This is a genomic window from Alkalihalobacillus alcalophilus ATCC 27647 = CGMCC 1.3604, from assembly GCF_000292245.2.
Taxonomy (GTDB): domain Bacteria; phylum Bacillota; class Bacilli; order Bacillales; family Bacillaceae_D; genus Alkalihalobacillus; species Alkalihalobacillus alcalophilus.
In genome coordinates, this window is the sequence record NZ_ALPT02000030.1 from 1 (window position 1) to 20,969 (window position 20,969).

Sequence of the window (20,969 nt, forward strand, 5' to 3'; positions counted from 1 at the left end):
GTTTAGTAGACTTTAGTGACAGCCCCCATCACTTCAAATTAAGTATCTTTATTTCCCTTTTAAAAAATAAACTACGGATTGATAATCTCCACCACGTTCGGCTTTATTTGAATTGACACCATTAAATTCTATTGATAAAGGTAACCCCCGATACATCAATTCGTCCCCACAGAAAGATTGCTTTGTCTCTTCTATTGTATAAAGGACATCATCATCAAGACCTTTTAAGCTTAGTATTTGTTGTTTTTTTGAATTGGGTGTAGTCAGAACTTTATAATAACCGACTAATGCTTCTTTTTTATCCTTTGAAACAATCATCCAGGCTGTTTCATTTTGTTCAAAAGGACTTAGTAAGCGATAAAAATCTCCATCCCTAATTAGACTGCGATGTGTTGTATAAAGTCTAATTTGGTCTTTAATGATGCTTCTCTCTTCTTCATTCAATTCGAGAGGATTAAGTTCATATCCAAAAGTGCCAAAATAAGCTGTATTTGCTCTCATTTCTAACGAAGTGGCTCTTAATGTCTGATGATTAGGTGATGCTGAAACATGTGAACCGATACTATAAATCGGATAGACAAGCGATGTCCCATACTGAATTTTAAGCCTTTCCACTGCGTCAGTATTATCACTTGCCCAAGCTTGAGGTGCGTAATAGAACATACCTGGGTCAAAACGGCCTCCTCCACCTGCACATGATTCAAATAACACATTCGGAAACTCAGTCGTTAGTTTTTCGTATAACGCATATACTCCTAAAATGTAGCGGTGGAAAAACTCACCTTGCTGATCGATTTTTAAAGCGACTGAAAAAGCATCTGTTATATTTCGATTCATATCCCATTTAATATAAGATAGTTGGGTTTTTATAATGATATCCCTCATTTTCTCAAACAGATATTGAACAACCTCTTCTCTTGAAAAATCAAGTACCAGTTGATTTCGACCGAATGTTAAGTGTTCCTCTCGCCTTCCTACAACCCACTCAGAGTGAGATTGATACAATTGACTATTAGGGTTAATCATTTCAGGTTCAAACCACAGCCCAAACTGCATCCCTAAATCATTCACCTTTTTTGCAAGTGATGGTAAGCCTTTAGGGAGTTTTTCTTCGTCTGCATACCAATCACCTAAAGAAGACGTATCATCGTTTCGTTTGCCAAACCATCCATCATCTAAAACAAATAATTCAATACCAAGTTCTCTTGCGCTTTCTGCGATCCTAACTAATTTCTCTTCATCAAAATCAAAATAGGTTGCTTCCCAGTTGTTAATTAATATTGGGCGTTCGACTGTTTTCCACGGTTCACTTATTAAGTGATTTCGATAAAGATCATGGAATGATTGACTCATCCCATTCAATCCTTTCTCCGAATAAACCATAACGACTTCCGGAGCTTGAAAGCATTCGTTAGCAGCTAATTTCCATCTGAATTGATGCGGATGAATGCCAACCATCACTCGTGCTACTTCGTAATGATCGACTTCTACCTGAGCCAAAAAATTACTGCTATAGACAAAATTAAATCCATATACTTCATTTTCATGCTCAGTTGCCGTCTTACGTTTGAGAGCAATAAATGGATTATGATGATGTGAGCTTGCTCCTCGAATACTAGCAATGGATTGAACGCCCGGTCTCAGATCATGCGCTTCTATATGTCTTTCTCTTGACCAAGTCCCTGCTAAATGAATCATTTTATAATCTGAATCTGGGAAATCGATAGAAGAACTCATTATTTTTTTATATAAACATCGTCTGTACCGACATTTTCTAGTGCTACACTTCTTGTGATAACTGGATAGTGCTGAAAAATCGTATACGATAAATAAAGATTCGTATGAGTGGACTCGTCAACGAGTTGAACCGTTATCGTACTTGCCTCTTTTTCATTAGCATATGTTGCAGGCAAACCATTGAATTTTGGTTTACCATGCGATATTTTATAATCTTTAAAAACGTAGCCATTTCCGATTCGCCCATCTTTTGTTTCTAGTTCAATAGCTGCATCACGAAAATCACCTTTACCGTATACTGGATATTCATGATTCACTGTTTCGAGCGAGTAAGCAGGGTCATCCTGGAAGAAATGGCAGCTTGCGGCCGTTGGTATGTCCGTTCTTAAAAAGTGAGAAAAATCATCCCGATTTTTAATGGATTTCCCAAAATATAAGTGCCCAAGACTTCCATTTTTTAAAACATTAAAAATATAACTGATCTTTCCGTTTGTTAAATGAAATTGTTTGTTTTCTTCGTTAACAAATATATTCATATAAGAACTCCTATCCATATCGTTCTTAAACTTCTTCAGAATGATATTGGTGAAATGATAAATTCAAACTCTTTATCTTCATTTGCTTTTATTAAATGTTCCTCATGCACCGGTGCCCCCCAACTATCATCTCCTCCAATCCCCATTTGTTTCCCAGCTACAGTGACAACTGTATAATGTACAGGTGGGAGTTCGTAGATATGCTGAGCATTTTCTAATTCAAATGCTGTATAAGGAGAGAAGTTGCATTCTAATGGTTCGTCGGTCGATGAGATTTTTATGCCTACTCCTTCTTGGTTCTTTAGCTCCACCCAACGAACACCTGTGCGGTTGTCTGATTCTTGTGGTCTGACATAACCAGTAATATTTTCGCCAACCTGAGTTTTAAAGCGACATAATTTCGCCCCCTTACTTCGGTCCGAATAATTTTCTTCTGGACCCTTCGCATACCATTCTAATTGATTGTAATCAGCAGATGTTTTGAATGATAAGGAATAGATAGGCATTTGCGGTAAATGCTCCACACCACGGTAGATGAAGTTCACTTTCACTTCGCCATTCTGTCCAACGGTGTACTCAACTTTCACTTCAACCTCGCTATTGATAGATAATTGATAGAAGAAGATTACTTTTATACCATATGGCTCTTCCTGTATATTTACATCTATACACTTACGACTAAGACTAGCGGTTAACCAAGCTCCTGAATGATAAGCTTGGGCATAACCTCGATCATTATCTGTTGTCGCCCTCCAAAATAACGGACTAGGAGGTTGCTCGATCATTTCTTTCCCTGCATAATTTAGTGAAATTAAACTTCCTACTTGTTTCGAGAAAATAGCTGAAAAGTCCTTACCATGAACCCCGATATTGACATCTCCTTCTATGAGTCGTAACGGGTTGTTTTGTTCCATTGGTGGCTCACTTATCTTTTGTTCCACCGTAAAAATAAATTGTCCAAAGGCTATTTCATGTTCGGCTGTGGCCCATTTAGTTTCATTCTTTAAACGTAAAGAGACTAGGACATTATATTCTCCCGGTTCATCCATGATTTCAGATGGCCAATTAAACTCATGTCTACCTTCCGTTAAAGGAGGGACCGAAACCAAAAGTTTATGACGGTCAATTTCTAACCCTTTGCGATACAATATATATTCAAAATCATAAATGGATGTATTTGTGAACAAATGATTATTAGTAATCGTTACTCCTGTTTGGTCAGGTTGTAATGTAATCGGTTGATATAAAAATTTTACTTCTTGCATTTTGGCTGATAATTCACGGTTTGCGTAAACGATACCATTTGTACAAAATTCATAATCGGTTGGCCGATCTCCAAAGTCTCCGCCATAGGCTAAAAACTCTTGACCGTATCGATCTTTCTTTATAAGTGCTTGATCCATATAGTCCCAAATGAAGCCACCTTGGTACATAGGATACTTCTCTACTAGTTCCATATATTTATCCATACCGCCTAGTGAATTACCCATCGCATGCATGTATTCACAACTGACAAACGGCTTTTGTGGATCTTCTATTAAATATTGCTCTATATCATTCGGTTTCGCATACATGCGGCTTTCCATATCACTCGTTTCATCAAATTCACGATTGTGGAAGACGCCTTCATAATGAACGAGGCGACTTGAATCAACCTGTTTAAAATACTTTGAAACACTTAAAATCACTTCACCTGCATACGATTCATTTCCACATGACCAGATTAAAATCGAGGGATGATTTTTATCTCTTTCAAACATGGAAACGGCACGATCCAACACAATATCATGCCATTCTGGTAGGTTACCAGGAATATTCCATGAAGGTTCAACGGCCCCCATTTTTTGCCACGATCCATGAGTCTCTAAATTCATTTCATCCATCACATAAACCCCATATTCATCACAAAGCTCATACCATAGGGTTTGGTTAGGGTAATGCGCCGTTCTAACGGCATTAATATTGTTTTGTTTAAGGGTTTTGATATCCCAGATCATATCCTCTTTCGTAATCGCCCGACCTGTCCGACAATTAAATTCATGGCGATTGACTCCATTAAATACGATTCGTTTCCCATTGATCAGCATCATTTTATCAACAAGTTCAAATCTTCTAAACCCGACACTTTGTGGAATGACCTCTACTAGTTCACCAGATTCATTAAATACTTGAATATAGAGTTTATATAAATATGGATTTTCTGCACTCCATAAATGAGGTTCCTTTAAAGTCATCAAAAAGGAATGATTTTTGTCTATAAAATCCCCATTTTGAGTTAATACAAGTTTTTGTTCAGCATCATATAATTCAAATTGTAAGGAAATGTCGCTATCAAAAGTGTTTAAAAAATCAAGGTCAATTTGGAGTTGCCCTAATGTCAGGGACTGATCTAAATCAGCTCGAACATGAAGATCTTGAACATGAAGATCTGGAACGGTATAAAGATAGACCTCTCTAAAAATACCCGAAAATCTCCAGAAATCTTGGTCCTCTAACCAAGAACCTGTACTACGTTGATAAACCTCAACAGAGAGCTTGTTGTCTCCCTCTTTTAGAAAAGGAGTAAGCTCAAATTCAGCTGGTGTAAAGGAGTCTTCGCTATACCCTACAAATTTCCCATTTAACCAAACAAAGAAAGCGGATTCTACTCCTTGAAAAGAGATAAAGATCGGTTTTTTCTTCATTTGGCTAGGAACGGTAAAATATTTTACATAGCTACCAACCGGATTATGATCGGTTGGTATATGTGGAGGACGAATGTCATGAAGCCCGTCCCACGGGTACATCGTATTGACATATTGTGGACTGCCATATCCCTGTAATTGAATATGTCCTGGTACTTTAATATGACTCCAACTCGTACAATCAAAGTCTTCCTCATAGAATTTTTCTGGTCTAAGTGCGGCATTTTTTGAATAACTAAATTTCCAATTTCCATTTAACGAAAAACGCATATTCATAGGTGTTTTTATTTTCGCTTCTTCAAATGATCCATAATATAAATGGTCCGAATGGGCAGGGATTCGATTCACTGCAAACACAGATGGATCCGATAACCAATTTATCGTTGGTTTTATTGACATCATTTTATACACTCCTTCTTTAACAAATCAATGACGAATTATCTTTTGCTCTTTCCTTATTTCACAGAACCCATCATTCCTTGAACAAAGTGTTTTTGCATTAAAAAGAAGATGAGTGCTGCAGGTAAAGTAGCAATTACAATGGCTAACATTATAACGCCATAGTCTGGTGTATAACTTGAACCTAGATTAGAAATAAGTAAAGGTAATGTTTGATTTTCTGGTGATTGTAGCACGACTAACGGCCATAAATAGTTATTCCAACTGGCCATAAAAGTAATAATAGCCGCTGCGGCATAAGTTGTTTTCATTGTAGGGATATAAATTCTGAAAAATAGTCCGAGTTCACTTACACCATCCATTCTTCCTGCCTCAAGAATCTCTTTTGGAAACATTTTAGTACTTTGACGGAAGAAGAAAATAAGGAAAGCAGTCGTTATGGTTGGTAAAACAACAGCCGTTAATGTATCTATCCCCATAAAAGGAGCCGTCTGAGAAATGGATCCAAACATTCTAAATAGTGGTACCATTAAGGCTGCGAAAGGAATCATCATCGAAAGCAACAAAATATTAAACACAATATCCTTCGCTTTACTTTTATAAATTTCAAATCCATACCCTGCTAAGGAACCGATTAACAAAGCTAACACGGTAGTAGATACAGAGATTTTAGCCGAATTTATAAGAGCCGGAACTAAGTCAACGGTACTTAATAACATACGGAAGTTCTCAATTAAGTGGGTACCTGGTAAAAACGTACCTCTTGTGACATCGACAGACTTATTTGTTGCACTAATAACCATCCATAAAAATGGAAAAACAGAAATGATTGTTGCGATACTTAAGATCACATAACAAATGATTCGATTGATCTTACTCATTTTTATCACCTGCCACCTTAAACTGAATAATGGAGAAAAAGACAATCATGATAAGGATCGCATAAGAAACGGTTGCTGCATATCCAAAATCTGGTGTGTATTTAAAGGAAAGATTATAAATATATTGAGAGATTGTTAGAGTTGAGTTACCTGGTCCCCCGCCTGTAATATTCATGACTTCATCAAATAATTGAAGTGTTCCAATGGTAGACATAATAGAAGTAAACAAAATAATCGGTTTTAATAACGGAACCGTTATTTTAAAAAATTGCTGAATTGGTGATGCCCCATCAATTTTCGCCGCCTCATAAATAGCAGGGTCAATATTTTGTAAAGAGGATAGATAAAAGATCATATTATAGCCTGTCCATCTCCAAGTAATCGCAATTATAATCGCAATCTTTGCCCAGAAAGGATCGGTAAGCCATTGAATTGGTGTTGAAATAAGTGATGTTTTTAAAAGCATCATATTAATCATACCGTCTGGACCAAATAAATATTTAAACACAACGGAATAGGCAACTAGTGATGTTACAGCTGGTAAAAAGATAGCTGTTCTGAAAAATCCTTTAAATTTCAAAGTCTTTTCATTAAGCATAACGGAAAAAACAAGAGCCAATAAAATCATTAAAGGTACTTGTATAATAAGATAAATGACTGTGTTAAAAACAGCTACTTTAAATGTTGGGTCTAGTAGTAATCGTTTATAGTTATCCAAACCTACAAAGGTTAAATTATTGCCACTTCCTGTTTGAAAAGAAAGGATGAGTGCTTGTATCATTGGATAAAAATAAAATAAACAAATCATCAATGTAGCTAGACCGATAAATCCCCAACCAGCGAATGTCGTTTTAGACTGAAGACCTTTTATCGAATTCATTTTAAGAAAAGGTCGTTCTATGTTTGGCTTTTTTGAAATCATCTCTCTCACTCCTTACTAAAGAAATAGATGCCCCAAAAACCTCGACTAAATTTGTAAATAGTTGAGAGTTCTAGAGGCACCCAATTAAGAGAATTCAATATCGTTACTGTACTTGAATCTCTGCTTGCTTCTGAGCGTCTAGTAATACATCTTCTATACTTTTACCATTTAAATAATTTTGCATCTCAACAACTAAAATGTCGTCGATCGCATACGTATGCAAGCCATAATTTACTTGTGGAATTTGTTCCGTCCATGATGAGAAATCGGCTATAATCGTTTGGCCGCCAAAATATTCATCTTCTGCTTGATAAGCCTCACCTTCTGCTGCCGGAATATAAGTCCCAATTGCTCCAATTTCAGTCACTAGACTTTGATAAAAGTCAACATCTGAACCGAATGTTTTCGCTAAAAAGTCTACCGCACTTTCTTTCCCTTCCACATCAAGGACATACCAAGAGCTTCCTCCCAAGTTGGAAGCATTTACAGCTCCTTCAATACCCGGAAGAGTCGGAAATGGAACCACTGCCCAATCACCTGATTGTGAATCTTCTGCTTTTATAGACGGAGTAATCCAGTTTCCGGTTGGAACTGATGCCACACTACCATTATTGAATTCAGCTAGAAACTGACTCCAATCAGATACCGGTTTCGCGATATCTGCATCTAATATAGCCTTATACACCTCAAAGGCCTTCTTAAGAGCTTCGTTATCAACTAAGTCTGGTGTCACACCATCTTCTTTCACGTACCAAGAACCACTTGTTTGAATCATCATACGAACTTGGCTTAAATCGTTTGGATCTAGCGTTAGCATCGCCTTCCCAGTCGCTTCTTTCACGTCCTTTCCAATTTCAATGAATGCGTCCCAATCAATATTTGTAACATCCTCAACGGTATATCCTGCTTCCTCTAAATAATCAGTACGTACATACAGTCCCGCAACTCCCGTATCAAATGGTAAACCATAGTTTTTATCATTGATACTTGTTGGGGCAATTTTGTATGGTGCAAAGTCATCTACATTATAGGAACCTGTGATTTCATGAAACGAATCTGGATACGCTTGCAAGAAACTTTGGGCACGGTAATCTTCTATTAACACAATGTTTGGAAGACCCCTTGTTGTTCCTGAACTTAAAGATGTATTTAATTTCTGAATAATGTCATCTTGTGCGTTTTCAATAACTGATATAGTTAGGTCTGGATTTTCACTTGCATAATACTCTTTTGCTATCTCCATGGCTTTAATATTAAAATTAGGGTCCCATGTCCAAACAGTAATTTCGTCCGCCTCAGTAGAACCTTCTACCGATTCATCTGCTCCTCCAGATGAACAAGCTGATAATAGTAAAAAACATACTAATAGAAAAGCTAACATTTTCTTCATTGTAGTTCCCCCTTGTCTTTTTTCTTTTGTAAGCACTTTCTTCTTACAAATTTATCTTATCACCCGTCCTCTTTTATCAGTTAGGACAATTTTTAATAAAATTTGGATTATCTTTGTTATTTGTATCCGCTTTCAAAAAGGTAATTTGTAATTTTTTTAGATTTTATCATTATTTTTTGTAAAGAGAGGATATCTTAAGTGCTGCTTTTCACAAATTCCAGCACTCCGATAGAAAATCTCATTCAGGGGTCGTGTCAATAAAAAACGGTGCTTTACAACATAAAGGCTTCTCAACTGTTCGAAGTTATGATGACTGGACATTTGAAAAAGCAACTCCAACGTCTTCGACGTTTATCTTTCACGCTAATAAATAACTTTTTCTTCCCTTTATTTAGAAAATTCGATAAAATAAAAAACGAAAAGGCGATGATGAGAAGAGTACTTGTGCACAAGCATAACAGAGAACTCCAGATGGTGGGAATGGAGAATGTAATGGCACAAGGAAACAAGCCTCTGAGCTGTACAAAGGATCTTTCAATTGAAAGTGATGATGTGCCGGGTTCTCCCGTTATAGAGATTAGTATAACCATGTTTGAATGACGTACTTGAAAAGGTTGTTGTAGCGATACAATAACAAACTGGGGTGGCACCGCGAACTTTTAACAATCCGAAGTTTCGTCCCCAAGGCTTAGGACCTTGGGGGTGAGACTTTTTTCTTTGTTCAAAAAATTTGTTAGGAGTGGTGCTACATGAATTGGAAAGCCCCTTTGCTTTTGCTAGTTGGGATTGGTATATCAAATATTGGTGCTTGGATTTATTTACTTGCGTTAAATTTAATGGTGTTAACGATGACGGGGTCGCCATTGGCCGTGGCCGTATTATATATGCTTATTCCAATTGCTACACTCGTTACCGATGTGTGGGCAGGTTCATTCATTGATCGGCTAAACAAACGAACGCTGATGATCATATTAGATGTCGCTCGAGCATGTCTCATCTTCTGCTTGCCTTTTTTGGATTCATTGCTCTGGATTTATTTGCTTGTCTTAATAATTAATATGGGAAGTACAATTTTTGAATCGACGTCTCTTGTCTACATGACGAAATTGGTTCCAAAAGAAAACCGGCAACGATTTAATGCATTGCGTAATTTTATTCAGTCTAGTGGTTTTATACTAGGTCCATCCATTGCTGGTCTTCTCTTTGTTTTTAGTACACCAACAATGGCGATTTTTATTAATGCCATTGCTTTGATTCTCTCAGCATTTGTTATTATGCTGCTTCCGAATCTCGATCGAATCGATAAAGACGTTGTCTATACGAGAATCACGTTTGCCATCATCAAAGAAGATTGGAAAACCGTTCTTTCTTTTGGGAGAAAACATACATATGTCACGTGGGTGTATCTGTTATTTGGTGGATTTGGCGTATTTTTAGCTATGATTGATTCGCTCGAAGCAGCTTTTGCGACAACTGTGTTACTTTTTTCAGAGAGCACATATGGATTTTTGGTTGGAATTGCTGGCTTAGGAATGGTGACAGGCTCATTAATCAATGCATGGTTTGCCAAAGTGATGAAAATTAATCTATTAATTGGTCTCGGATCAATTATCACTCCTATCGGCTATTTGTTGTTTGCATTCTCGAATTCTTTCCTAGGAGCTTCGATTGGTTTTTTCACATTAACGTTCGCGATGACTTTTGCACATGTCGGTTTTTTAACGTTCTATCAAAACCATGTCCCTGTATCCATTATGGGTCGGTTTACAAGTCTTGTTGGCATGATTGAAGCAGGCAGTACAGTTGTGATGATTGCTCTCATTGGTTTATTTGCAGAATGGATTGCGATTCGTCCCGTCTATCTCGTGAGTTCGTTCATCTTTCTCTTGTTTGCTCTCTATATTTGTAGCGTTGTTATGAATAAAGAGAAAGAAAAGTTTTATAAGGAAGATATGTCTGTATAACGTACTAAAATGGAATGGCCTCGAATCTGAGAGGCATTCCATTTTAGTAAAAAGGTAGGAATACTTAACTAGGTATATAGGGGGAGGAAATCATCTTTTCTTTAATTGCATTTTCTGCTTTAATTCTAGCAGTAGTGTCGACTTTTCTCGCTACTAGAGGTAAGTATCGATTTTACTGGGTTTCAGCCATTGGAATTTATATTTTCAGTTTTATAGCAGGGTTTTCGATAGGGCAAATAACAGTTGGTTTAACCTTTATCCCATTAACTTTAGCGATTGGATATTCTTTTGGTTGGATACAAAGCAAAACACATAGCATTATTTTTCTTTGTTTCGGTATTCTAATTGGATCCCTCATGGTTTTTTATGTAGATGATGCTTGGTTGTTTTATCCTTTACTCCAGCTATTCAATTAGCTGGTGCGTTAGTTCAAGAAGAAAAGAATATGATGAGTAAAAAAGGTAAGGACAAACCCACTTTTTTATAAAAGTTAGTTCGGTGCCTTGCGATTGACGCGGAGCTTGCTGAAGAAGTCTCAAGTTTAACTTAGGCGAGACAGTCTCCTAGAAAATCAGGTTATTTATTAGAATGTCACTCATAGCATCAAACGTTTTTTTGTAATCCAAAACGGAGCCAGCGCAATACCCAGAGACTCCTGTGGGAGAAGTGAAACACGGGAGACCCCGCAGCGGAGCGAGGAGGCTCCCGGTTCACCCGCGGAACGCGTAGGGTATGGAGCTGGCGGAGTACAACTAATTCATGAAACCCTATTTTAACGAGTAGACTTTTTTCAGTGACCTTCAGGACGCGGAGCATGATTTTCGGGAGCGGTGAACATCGCTCAATGTTGTCCCAACTACTTCTTTTTCTATGACATTGAGTCTCTACGGTCAAGAAAATATGGCACTTCCCATTCTGGCTAGCTCTCCATGTAAAGTCGCAGCACTTACTAATATCACTGAATCATAATGAATGTGATGTTTGTACAGACAAAATCGATATTATCTAAGCTATTATTGGAGCTTCTGCATTTCTTCAACAGGTAGCTCAATTCTTACTTTTGTCCCTTTTCCTATTTCACTAGATATGGATACACCATAAGAAGGTCCATAATGAAGCTGTATCCGTTCATCGACATTTCTAATTCCTATACCTGTAAAACGTCCATGCTTTCTTTTCGATATCGGGAGTTCGTCACTTTCGTCTAGCTTCATGCCATCCCCATTATCAATCACTTCACATATTAAATAAGGCCCTTGGTTCCAGACGAATACTTTTATAGAACCCTCTGACTTAAGGTTAAAACCATGAAAAAAAGCATTTTCAATAAAGGGTTGCAAGATTAATTTTGGAATCTTGTGCTCTTCAGTATCCTTTGCGATGAAATAACTAACATCAACTCGATTTCCGTAGCGCTTTTGATTGATCAGAACATAATCCTTTAAAGTCTCAATTTCCTGCTTTATTGTAACGGTTTCACTCCCATTTCCAATTGTATTTTGAAGAAGCGAAATAAACGCATTCATCATATCTTCCGCCTCCTCTTTACTTCCATGCTTCACTAAAAACTTAATAGAGGTAAGCGTATTATATAAAAAATGTGGATTGATTTGTTGCTGAAGTGCAGCGAGTTCTGCATGTCTTATTTGTTTCTGAGAATCGACAAGCTGATCCACATAATCATGGAGCTCATCTAACATCGAGTTAAAGGCCAGTCCAAGTTCCTTTGTTTCATATGTTCCTTTTACGGATACATATTGATCAAAATTATGTTTTCCAGCATTTGAAATTTCTTTAACCAGAGTTGATAAAGCATTGGTTAATCTCTTTGACATCAGGAAGACTAAAATGATAGCAAGCAAAATGATGACGATAAAAGTAATGGTCATTTCTTTTTTATTAATTAATCCACTAACCGCAGTTTCTTGGTCAATGACATTTAATATATGTAAATCAAATGAATCGAGGTACTCTCCAACAAATATTTGCTCTTTTCCTAAAAATTCGTTAATCACATATCTATCCTTACTTCCTTCAAGGGCAGAAGCATATTCTTGCAGTGCTAGGTCTCGCTCCCCAATTAAATCTTCTCGATTACTAGATACGATTCTTCCCGTTGAATCAATGACAAAAATATCGTTGCCTGGACTCGTATAGTTGGAATAAAATCTACGAAACTCTTCCTCTTGAATCGCAAAATACATAATTCCATACACTTCCTCAGAAGGACGATCTACTAAAGCACGCGTTGCGATCACATATGGACTAAACTCTTCGGAAATTGAGCGCTGATCATATTGATAAGTTAACCTCCTAAGATGATCCAACGTATTATTGGTCAAATGACTGTCCCTTAGTTCCTCATCAGAAATCGGCCAGTAGGCCCTGTTTGTTGAAAAGCTAATATCATTAATCCCCGTAATCATTATGCTAACATCATAAGCATCAAGATTAGGCTCTGTACGCCTGACTAGCTGTTTTAAATCAAAATAACTTTTCATTTTTTCTAGATTGGTTTGCTCTTCCGTAAGAATCGTCTTTAGTGCTCCACTTTGTGCTAAATTATTCGAAGCCATGATGATCGAATAATGAAAGGCTTCAAAACTATCGGTAACTTGATCTAATACTTTTGCATTCGTAATACTAAATTTATCAATAAAAAATTGTTCAGACATACGAAGTGTTGTCAACGTTGTTACCGTTGCAACTGAAATGATGCTAACAACCGTTAAAGAGAACAAAATTAAAAATAAGCTATTATGTTTAAGGCGATAGTTTTTGTTTTTCATTTTATTCCCTACTCCACGAATTTTCTTCGATAAGCACTTGGTGACATCCCTTTTAGTTTTTTAAACATTTTCGAAAAGTAACTATGATCGGTATAACCAACCATCGGACCAATTTCTGAAATAGAATGATCACTTTGAATCAGTAATTTTGTCGCTTCTTCAATTCGAATCTTGTTAAGATAGTCAACAAAACCTTCTTTATTATGAACAGAAAAATAATTAGACAAATAAGAAGGATTAAAATGAAAATGATTGGCCACACCTGTCAGCGTAAGAGATTCTGCATAATGCTTTTGGATATAAGCTAATAGCTTACGCATATTAGGATTACCTGTTTGATTCCGCTTAATCGTTATACAATGATAACACTCCATTAAAAACTTATTTAAATACTCGTCCACCTTAGATGTGGTATTGGATTCCTCCACGAATTGTAGCGATTCATATTTTACCTTTTCTAACTCCGTGACATCATAATCCATATTCCTAAGAAGTATGGAAATATTAAAGATGATATTGCTAAAAAAGGATTTATATTCTGATACTTTCGTTGTGTAACAAGTTGAAAACACCTTCGCATAATCTCGAACATATTGAATAGCTGAATCAAAACGCTGTTGAGTGAAATCCTCTGTAAATTGATCTAGATTAAAAGCTGCTATACTTGGAGTTTGCTTTGGCAAATCTAACTTCTGCAACAAGGTAATATTAGGAAAATAAAAGTGATACTCTTGCAACAAACGAATTTCTTCTATGTAAATACCAATATCGCTAAAGGTAGAAAAAGACTCCGTTAAGACCAAACCAACTTCAGTTATTCTTTGCGTATTTTGTAACAGCTTGTTTTTCACTTTCTCTTCATCCGTTTTGCAAAAGTTTAAAATGACGACTTCTAAATTTGTTTTTTGATCATAGTATGGCAATTGAACAACAGAATCTAAATTAAAATCCGTTAATATATTCTCATCACATTCTTCTTGATGACTCGCTCTTTTTGTATTAATTCCTAATAGATAAAAAGTATTATAGGGAAATGTCTCTGTGATGACAGGCTCATCCAAGTTGACTTCATATCCTTTAATGGTTTTTTCAACTATGTTCCAAATTGAATTGTTTTTAGGGGAATCATTTGTTGAATGATGATTTAGTATGATTCGCTCATTCGCCCTGTTTAATACCTTCAAAAGTCCTTCTGTATCTAAGTTAGGCTTTAATATATAATCAACAACACCACTTTGGAACGTTGAACGAACATAATCAAATTCACCAAAACTACTTAAAATAATCACTTCGATATCTGGGTATTGAGCCTTTATTTCTTTGGTCAATTCCTCCCCATCCATAAGTGGCATAACAATATCAGTCATGACAATATGAGGCTTTGTTTCCTCAATGATTTTAAGTGCCTCTCTACCATTTGAAGCTTCCCCTACAATTTGAAAACCTTCTTGTTCCCAATCGAGATAATGTTTAATTCCTTCCCTTATTAAGATTTCATCATCCACAATCACAACTGTGCATAATTCATTAGCTTTCAATGTAATCACCTCAAATAAAGAACTATTTCCCCTAATAATATATTGAATCACTTAAAAAAAACAGTTTTTTTCCCCTACTAAAAACGAACTTTGATTATGTGCATACGCTAAATCGTGAGAAACTGCCTCCTAAACCTAAAGTCAAAAAGCCGGGAAATTTTACTTGAAATTGTAAAATTACACCGACTTTTAATATTTTTATTGGAGAGATAATCGATAGCCATATGTGGAGCTCTATTCATCGCTCCCGAAAATCATGCCCCGCTTAATTAACCTAAAATCGCCCGATCGTTTACCATTTGCTCTCCGCGAATGCGTTGGAATTCATGTAAGAGCTTTTCGATTGTCAATGCTTTTTTATCCTCTTCATTGACATCTAAAATTATTTGTCCTTTATCCATCATTATCAATCGATTGCCTAAATCAAGGGCTTGTTGCATATTATGAGTAACCATTAAGGTCGTTAGTTGATGCTTCTCAACTATTTCCTTAGTTAATTTAGTAATTAACTCGGCTCTTGATGGATCTAGTGCCGCTGTATGTTCATCTAATAATAAAATTTTTGGTTCTGTAAATGTGGCCATTAACAGTGATAATGCCTGTCTTTCTCCACCAGATAATAGTCCAACTTTAGCATTAAGACGGTTTTCTAAACCTAGATTTAAAGATTCTAAATGGGTTTTGAATGCCTCTTTTCGCTTTTTGGTTACTCCAAATTTAAAAGTTCTTTTTTATTTCTTGAATAAGCAAGGGCTAAATTTTCTTCGATTGTCATCGATGGCGCCGTACCTGCCATCGGATCTTGGAAAACACGACCAATTAATTGTGAACGTTTATATTCTGGTTCAAAGGTGACTGTCCGGTTATCAATCATCACATCCCCGACATCTGGTGTTAAGGCTCCGGATATCATGTTCATTAAGGTTGATTTCCCTGCTCCATTACTACCGATAATCGTAACAAATTGTCCAGCTTGCAAAGAGAGGTTTATATTTTGTAACGCTTTTTTCTCATCTGGTGTTCCTTCATTAAAAGTGACCGATAATTGATGGAGATCAAGCATGGTTTTCAACCTCCTTTGCTTGTTTTAAGCGTTTTTGCTTTCTTCGTTTTTGTTCACGATTTTTTTGAATCATTTTAGGAGTAATAAGAGCAGCTATAACAATAATAGCTGTGATTAAACGGACATCCCCGGCCTCTAAAAAATCAGCCCGTAACGCTAAGGTCACAACGATCCGATAAACGATCGCTCCACCGATAATCGCCAACGTTGCTCGGAAGATCGTCTTTGTCCCAAATAAGGCCTCTCCAATAATAACTGATGCCAAACCAACTATAATTAAACCAACACCCATTCCAGCATCAGCAAATCCACCTTGTTGGGCAATTAGTGCACCAGAGAAGGCAACTAGACCATTTGATAGACCTAAACCTAAAATAATTAACCAATCGGTATTAGCGGAAAAGCTACGAATCATCCTTTGGTTATCTCCTGTTGCCCGCAGAGCTAAACCAACCTCGGTTTTCAAGAAAAAATCTAACAGAAACTTAATGGCCAATGTAATCACAATCATGACCAGGATAATTCCCCAACTTCGATTTAATCCTAAAAAGAAAAACATTGAGTTTAATAGAGAATCGATTCCAGTTGAACTCGTAAAAGATTGTGTTTGTTTAAAAAACGTTTCTTGACTCATTAAACTAATATTGGAGCTACCCATAATTCGTAAATTAATCGAATAAAGGGCGATCATCATTAAAATCCCTGATAATAAGGCATTAATTTTTCCTTTTGTATGTAGAATTCCGGTAATCATCCCAGCTACAAACCCAGCCACAAATCCATATAAACTAGCAAGGAACGGTGGTACTCCAGCGATAATTGAAATTGCCGCAACAGCCGCACCGGTGACAAAGCTTCCGTCTACAGTTAAATCAGGGAAATCGAGTATACGAAAAGTTAAATAAACACCAAGTGCCATTATCGCATAGATGATTCCTGTTTCAAAAGCACTAAATATTGCATAAGCCATCCTACTTCCCCCTTTTTGTTCACTTCTTGATGTTCATCACTCAAAAGAAAACCGACGTGCCCAAAGTTCTGCAGGTCGGTTCATTTTATACATGAATAACGTATAAATTGATTCGGTGTAGAAGGTCGTCGACAGAGCTAATTTGGAGTCCAAACGATAAAAGCAACTACGATTAGTTTTTGCATTTGAATCGCCAATCGACACACTTATTTTCTTATTCAGCTTCTACGATTTCTGCATCCTCATCCCAGTCACTATGCCATTCGACCCCTTGGGCTTCTGCAGCGTCTTTATTAATAAATAACTGCATCTCTGATGGGTATTCAACAGGAATATCTGATGTTGATTTTTCACCTTGCAGAACTTCAGCGGCCATTTCGCCTGAGCGATATCCAATTGAGAAGTAATCAATCCCAAAAGTGGCAAATCCACCTTTCTCTAATGAGTCTGGTTCTCCTACAAATAATGGAATCTGTTCACTGTTTGCCACCTGAACGATCGCGTCTAAAGCAGTAACAGCTGTGTTATCTGTAATGATATAAAAGACATCGATATCACCTACTAATGAGGCAGCAGCTTGCTGAACTTCAGTCGCTGTTGCTACAGATCTTGTGACAAGTGATAAACTTGTACCTTCCACGGCCTCTTCAACTAAATTAATTTGGGCGACTGAATTCGCTTCGCCTGCGTTATAAATCATACCAATCCGTGAATTCGCAAAATATTCTTCTAGAAAGATAACCGTAAATTGAATTGTATCAGGATGCAAGTCGACAACTCCTGTAATATTCTCACCCGGCTCATCCATTGCCGTAACTAACTCACCTGCAACAGCATCTGTTACAGAAGTGAAGATAATCGGAATACTATCCGTTGCTTGTAACGCACTTTGGGCACTTGGTGTCGAATTCGCAAAAATTAAATCAACATCATTCGATACGAGATTACTTGCAATCGCCGCATTATTATTTTGATCGCCTTGTGCCGTATTATAGTCATATTCAACATCTAAACCAGCATCTTCAAGTGCTTGCTTAAACCCTTCATATGCGGCATCAAGAGATGGGTGTTCGGCTATTTGTGTGGCTCCTACCTTATAGGACTCTCCATCGCCACTACTTTCTGAAGTACCACAAGCTGCTAAGGTCATTCCTAGTAGAGTAATTGCTGTCCATTTTTTCCATGAGTGTTTCATCTTCCAGACCCCTTTTTTATAATTTTCTAATAGTTATGTATTATCTTAAAACAATAAATGAGGAAAGTAAATAAAAAATTTAACCCTTTAAAGCGTTTTCTGATAAAATAAAGTTTGATTAATATAAATATTCTGCGTTTTAATGTTATGAGAATATAGAAATTAACGCCATAATTAAATAAAATAAAAAACCCCTTATAAAAGGAGTTTCCAATATCGCAACTATTCATCTCATAAATGTTTGATAAGCCATGTTCTGTACCTTTGTACTCCAAACGGTGATGAACCTCGTACTCCGGTGGTAACCATCTATCTACAAGGAATTTTCCCTGTTCTTCCTATTCGTTCATTTCCGAAAGAGAAGATGCCCCTACCATATTTTGGGTTTCTCGCTCGAGGGGTTTACCTCGTTCCACTCTCATTGTTTCCAATCAGACTACGTCACTGTGGCACTTTCAAGGACCTCACACCATATCTTTAAAAAGACTTAGGTGTTTATCCTGCCGTTAGTCCAGGTTGATAAGACCCAAACTACCCTAGCTTATGAATTCGCTAGGCACGAACACTACAAGCATCTCAGCTTGTGCGAGCATGGACTTTCCTCTACACAATAAAGTGCAGCGATTACCTAAACACTTATTTGTCGTATGCGACCTTATTCATTATACATTCACTTTGAGATTAAATCAATATCCAATCTTAGCCTTTATCTTTTAATGGCTTTCTTTGCTAATTTATCCGCATTTTTATTCGCCTTGCTCGGAATCCATTTAATAAAAAATAGATCAAATTGTTCAATTAAATTTAATGCCTCATTTAAATAGGCTTGATATTTTTTATTTTTCACAAAACCTTTTTCAATTGCTTGATCGATGAGCTGCGAATCTGTTCGAAAAGAGGCGACTTTTATTCCTTTTTCTATACAAAGCTTTAAAGCAATTAGTAGAGCTTCATACTCCGCTTCATGATTAGACATCGGTTGCAAAGGAAAAGAGTACTCTTCAATTGTTCCATTTTTAAAATTGATAAAAACACCTGCACCAGACGCCCCTGGCTCCCCGGCACTTGCTCCATCAATGTACACTTCTACCAAAAGAATTTCCCCTTTACAAAATAAAATAAGAAAAAGAGATGAGGATCTCTTCTTCTATCATAAGGTTATTCGTATAATTTACTTCCAAAGACCTCTTTTTCTAAATTCGAAAGTCTTTGTAAAATATCGTAATTGGTACTTCCGACAGATGGTGTTGTGGCTTGTCTTGTCGGTCTTTCACTAGCTGTTTTCACTTGCATTTTCAATTGCGCATTTTCTTTTTCTAAGCGCTCAATAATTGTTTGAAATGCTTCATAATCTTGAATAATCGAATCTAAAAACTTGTCAACCTCATCTTGATTGTAACCACGCATACTAGATTTAAAATCTTTATTTAAAATCTCATTTGCTGTAAAACGAATTTCATTACTACTCAAAGTCATCCACCCCTAGGAAATACATTAATAGTTATATTTTTTCAAAACTTATCTAGAATGTCAATTTGAAATCTTCATTTTAATTTAAATTAAGAGGTTTTTTATCATTTTTTTGTTATTGTTCTGAATTATATTGTTCATCTTCTATAATTACATTTAAATCATATGGGGTAATTATAGAAAGATAAAACTCTCTTTTTTCACTTTCTCGCTTTGCTACTTCTAAATAATATTTTGGTGAGCCTTGTTTTTCTTCGTCATATAAGACGATTAATCCTTCTACCTTTTGAATGATAAATTCATTTTTTTGTTTGAGTTGTTGCGGACTTTCATATGGACGTTTCGTAATACTATCCACGAAATCCGCTTTAGCGATAATTTCCCGATAATAGGATTGGGTCGCTTCCTTCCAACCTGACTCTTGTTCTAAGAAAGGGGTCAAAACGGCAAGCTTGAGGTGAGGACTCTTTTCCTTCAAGGCGAAGACTTCTTCAGCAACCCAAAGTTCAACCCCTAGTTGACCGCTTATAATAACCCATTCTAGTCCTTCCTCAATTAAAGTGAGGAGTCTCTGCCTAAATGCCTTTCTTATATATGTAATCCCAATATGCTTTTGATCAAAAATACCTAATTCAAATGCTTTGTAGCCAGTAACAGCAACTGTTTTTATCAAAATCATACCTCCTTTAAAAGAGAAGAAGCGGACCTTTTGCCCACTTCTTCGACTGCAGACAAACATGTCTTACAGTTTGCTAAAGATAAGTTTGTTATCCTTTAGCGGTTACAGCCGCAGCCGCCACCATGCTTATGTCCCCACTGAGGGCCAAATCCAGGTGACATCGCTCCTGCTACAGGTCCACCGAAACCAGGTGACATCGCTCCTGCTACTGGTGCACTTGGGCCACCTACAAACTGTTGGTTGGTAACCGTTTGTTGTTGTGAAGTCGTATGCGGGAAGCTATGAACATGTTTATAAACATGGTTTGTAACATTTGTTGTGTGTGTTGGATGAACTTCTGGTACGATATATTCACAAGTTTTTTGAACGATGTTTTGTTGGGTTGGGTGAACCACCGCTGGCATTACTTGTGTAGTTGTTGGCTTCTGACATACATTTGCTGGTTTGTGACAATGATGATTAAACATTATTAATTCCTCCTTTTTATTTGAGTCACTAATAAACTATGATGAAAGCCAATTAGTTGTACTAGTTGTTTCGTCTATTTCTAGGTAGAAATTTACGAAAATAATCTAATTGGGTACAAAACCAATAGTTAAAATATAATCATGCAGCACTCTTAACACAAGATGACAAACAGCCAGACGAGCAGACAAAAACAGACAATAAACCACCCTTTAAACTTGTTGTATTTTGTAGACAAACCTCATTTTATGCGCTTGCTCGGGAAATAATTGCCGTCCTAAGAACAT

At 36.7% G+C, this 20,969-nt stretch carries 13 protein-coding genes, 1 other RNA gene, 2 pseudogenes and 1 other annotated feature; of the genes and pseudogenes, 1 reads left to right on the forward strand and 15 read right to left on the reverse strand.

Going from position 1 to position 20,969, the window contains the following annotated elements; all coding sequences use genetic code 11:
* Positions 1–48: 48 nt before the first annotated feature.
* The 5 genes and pseudogenes from BALCAV_RS09665 to BALCAV_RS09685 form a co-directional block, all read right to left on the reverse strand.
* Positions 49–2,273: pseudogene (locus BALCAV_RS09665) on the reverse strand (alpha-galactosidase).
* 35 nt (positions 2,274–2,308) lie between these two features.
* Entirely contained in the window at positions 2,309–5,359 is a 3,051-nt protein-coding gene (gene lacZ / locus BALCAV_RS09670) for a beta-galactosidase, LacZ type (RefSeq protein WP_040323841.1), read from the reverse strand.
* A gap of 53 nt (positions 5,360–5,412) precedes the next feature.
* Positions 5,413–6,237 (reverse strand): carbohydrate ABC transporter permease, encoded by an 825-nt coding sequence (locus BALCAV_RS09675; RefSeq protein WP_003321715.1) that lies wholly within the window; start codon positions 6,235–6,237, stop codon positions 5,413–5,415.
* Complete coding sequence (locus BALCAV_RS09680; RefSeq protein ID WP_052044362.1) at positions 6,230–7,117, reverse strand: carbohydrate ABC transporter permease; 888 nt, start codon at positions 7,115–7,117, stop codon at positions 6,230–6,232. The genes BALCAV_RS09675 and BALCAV_RS09680 overlap by 8 nt, the downstream gene beginning before the upstream one ends.
* A gap of 145 nt (positions 7,118–7,262) precedes the next feature.
* Positions 7,263–8,549, reverse strand: a complete 1,287-nt coding sequence (locus tag BALCAV_RS09685) for an ABC transporter substrate-binding protein (protein ID WP_003321717.1) — start codon at positions 8,547–8,549, stop codon at positions 7,263–7,265.
* Positions 8,550–8,966: 417 nt separating this feature from the next.
* Positions 8,967–9,235 (forward strand) — a binding site (T-box leader).
* 63 nt (positions 9,236–9,298) lie between these two features.
* On the opposite strand from BALCAV_RS09685, the gene BALCAV_RS09695 reads away from it, so the two are divergent.
* Positions 9,299–10,513, forward strand: a complete 1,215-nt coding sequence (locus tag BALCAV_RS09695) for an MFS transporter (RefSeq protein WP_003321718.1) — start codon at positions 9,299–9,301, stop codon at positions 10,511–10,513.
* A gap of 1,013 nt (positions 10,514–11,526) precedes the next feature.
* Here BALCAV_RS09695 and BALCAV_RS09700 read toward each other — a convergent pair.
* The 10 genes and pseudogenes from BALCAV_RS09700 to BALCAV_RS09740 form a co-directional block, all read right to left on the reverse strand.
* Positions 11,527–13,302 carry a sensor histidine kinase gene (locus BALCAV_RS09700; protein WP_003323687.1) on the reverse strand — a complete coding sequence of 592 codons (1,776 nt, stop codon included), beginning with the start codon at positions 13,300–13,302 and terminating at the stop codon, positions 11,527–11,529.
* Positions 13,303–13,310: 8 nt separating this feature from the next.
* The gene (locus BALCAV_RS09705) at positions 13,311–14,840 is read right to left on the reverse strand and encodes a response regulator transcription factor (RefSeq protein WP_040323845.1); all 1,530 of its coding nucleotides are present in this window, start codon (positions 14,838–14,840) and stop codon (positions 13,311–13,313) included.
* A 269-nt stretch (positions 14,841–15,109) separates the two neighbouring features.
* Positions 15,110–15,903 (reverse strand): annotated as a pseudogene (locus BALCAV_RS09710) (ABC transporter ATP-binding protein).
* On the reverse strand, positions 15,896–16,873 hold the full coding sequence (locus tag BALCAV_RS09715; RefSeq protein ID WP_003323690.1) for an ABC transporter permease: 978 nt from the start codon (positions 16,871–16,873) through the stop codon (positions 15,896–15,898). Before BALCAV_RS09715 ends, BALCAV_RS09710 begins: the two are co-directional and overlap by 8 nt.
* 214 nt (positions 16,874–17,087) lie before the next feature.
* Complete coding sequence (locus BALCAV_RS09720) at positions 17,088–18,068, reverse strand: ABC transporter substrate-binding protein (protein ID WP_003323691.1); 981 nt, start codon at positions 18,066–18,068, stop codon at positions 17,088–17,090.
* Between the two features lie 240 nt (positions 18,069–18,308).
* An RNA gene (gene rnpB, locus BALCAV_RS21615) (RNase P RNA component class B) lies at positions 18,309–18,704 on the reverse strand.
* Positions 18,705–18,774: 70 nt separating this feature from the next.
* Positions 18,775–19,161: a reverse transcriptase-like protein gene (locus BALCAV_RS09725; protein WP_003323692.1), complete on the reverse strand. Its 387-nt coding sequence runs from the start codon at positions 19,159–19,161 to the stop codon at positions 18,775–18,777.
* 65 nt (positions 19,162–19,226) lie between these two features.
* Positions 19,227–19,538, reverse strand: a complete 312-nt coding sequence (gpsB, locus tag BALCAV_RS09730) for a cell division regulator GpsB (protein ID WP_003323694.1) — start codon at positions 19,536–19,538, stop codon at positions 19,227–19,229.
* Positions 19,539–19,653: 115 nt separating this feature from the next.
* Positions 19,654–20,208, reverse strand: coding sequence for an SLOG family protein (locus tag BALCAV_RS09735; protein WP_040323846.1), 555 nt, complete (start codon positions 20,206–20,208; stop codon positions 19,654–19,656).
* A gap of 104 nt (positions 20,209–20,312) precedes the next feature.
* Entirely contained in the window at positions 20,313–20,684 is a 372-nt protein-coding gene (locus tag BALCAV_RS09740) for a spore coat protein (RefSeq protein ID WP_003323696.1), read from the reverse strand.
* Positions 20,685–20,969 lie beyond the last annotated feature (285 nt).

Excerpts from the sequence above, each read along its gene's own strand:
- lacZ (WP_040323841.1), bottom strand. The coding sequence starts at position 5,359 with ATGATGTCAATAAAACCAACGATAAATTGGTTATCGGATCCATCTGTG.
- BALCAV_RS09675 (WP_003321715.1), bottom strand. The coding sequence starts at position 6,237 with ATGAGTAAGATCAATCGAATCATTTGTTATGTGATCTTAAGTATCGCA.
- BALCAV_RS09680 (WP_052044362.1), bottom strand. The coding sequence starts at position 7,117 with ATGAATTCGATAAAAGGTCTTCAGTCTAAAACGACATTCGCTGGTTGG.
- BALCAV_RS09685 (WP_003321717.1), bottom strand. The coding sequence starts at position 8,549 with ATGAAGAAAATGTTAGCTTTTCTATTAGTATGTTTTTTACTATTATCA.
- BALCAV_RS09695 (WP_003321718.1), top strand. The coding sequence starts at position 9,299 with ATGAATTGGAAAGCCCCTTTGCTTTTGCTAGTTGGGATTGGTATATCA.
- BALCAV_RS09700 (WP_003323687.1), bottom strand. The coding sequence starts at position 13,302 with ATGAAAAACAAAAACTATCGCCTTAAACATAATAGCTTATTTTTAATT.
- BALCAV_RS09715 (WP_003323690.1), bottom strand. The coding sequence starts at position 16,873 with ATGGCTTATGCAATATTTAGTGCTTTTGAAACAGGAATCATCTATGCG.
- BALCAV_RS09720 (WP_003323691.1), bottom strand. The coding sequence starts at position 18,068 with ATGAAACACTCATGGAAAAAATGGACAGCAATTACTCTACTAGGAATG.
- BALCAV_RS09740 (WP_003323696.1), bottom strand. The coding sequence starts at position 20,684 with ATGTTTAATCATCATTGTCACAAACCAGCAAATGTATGTCAGAAGCCA.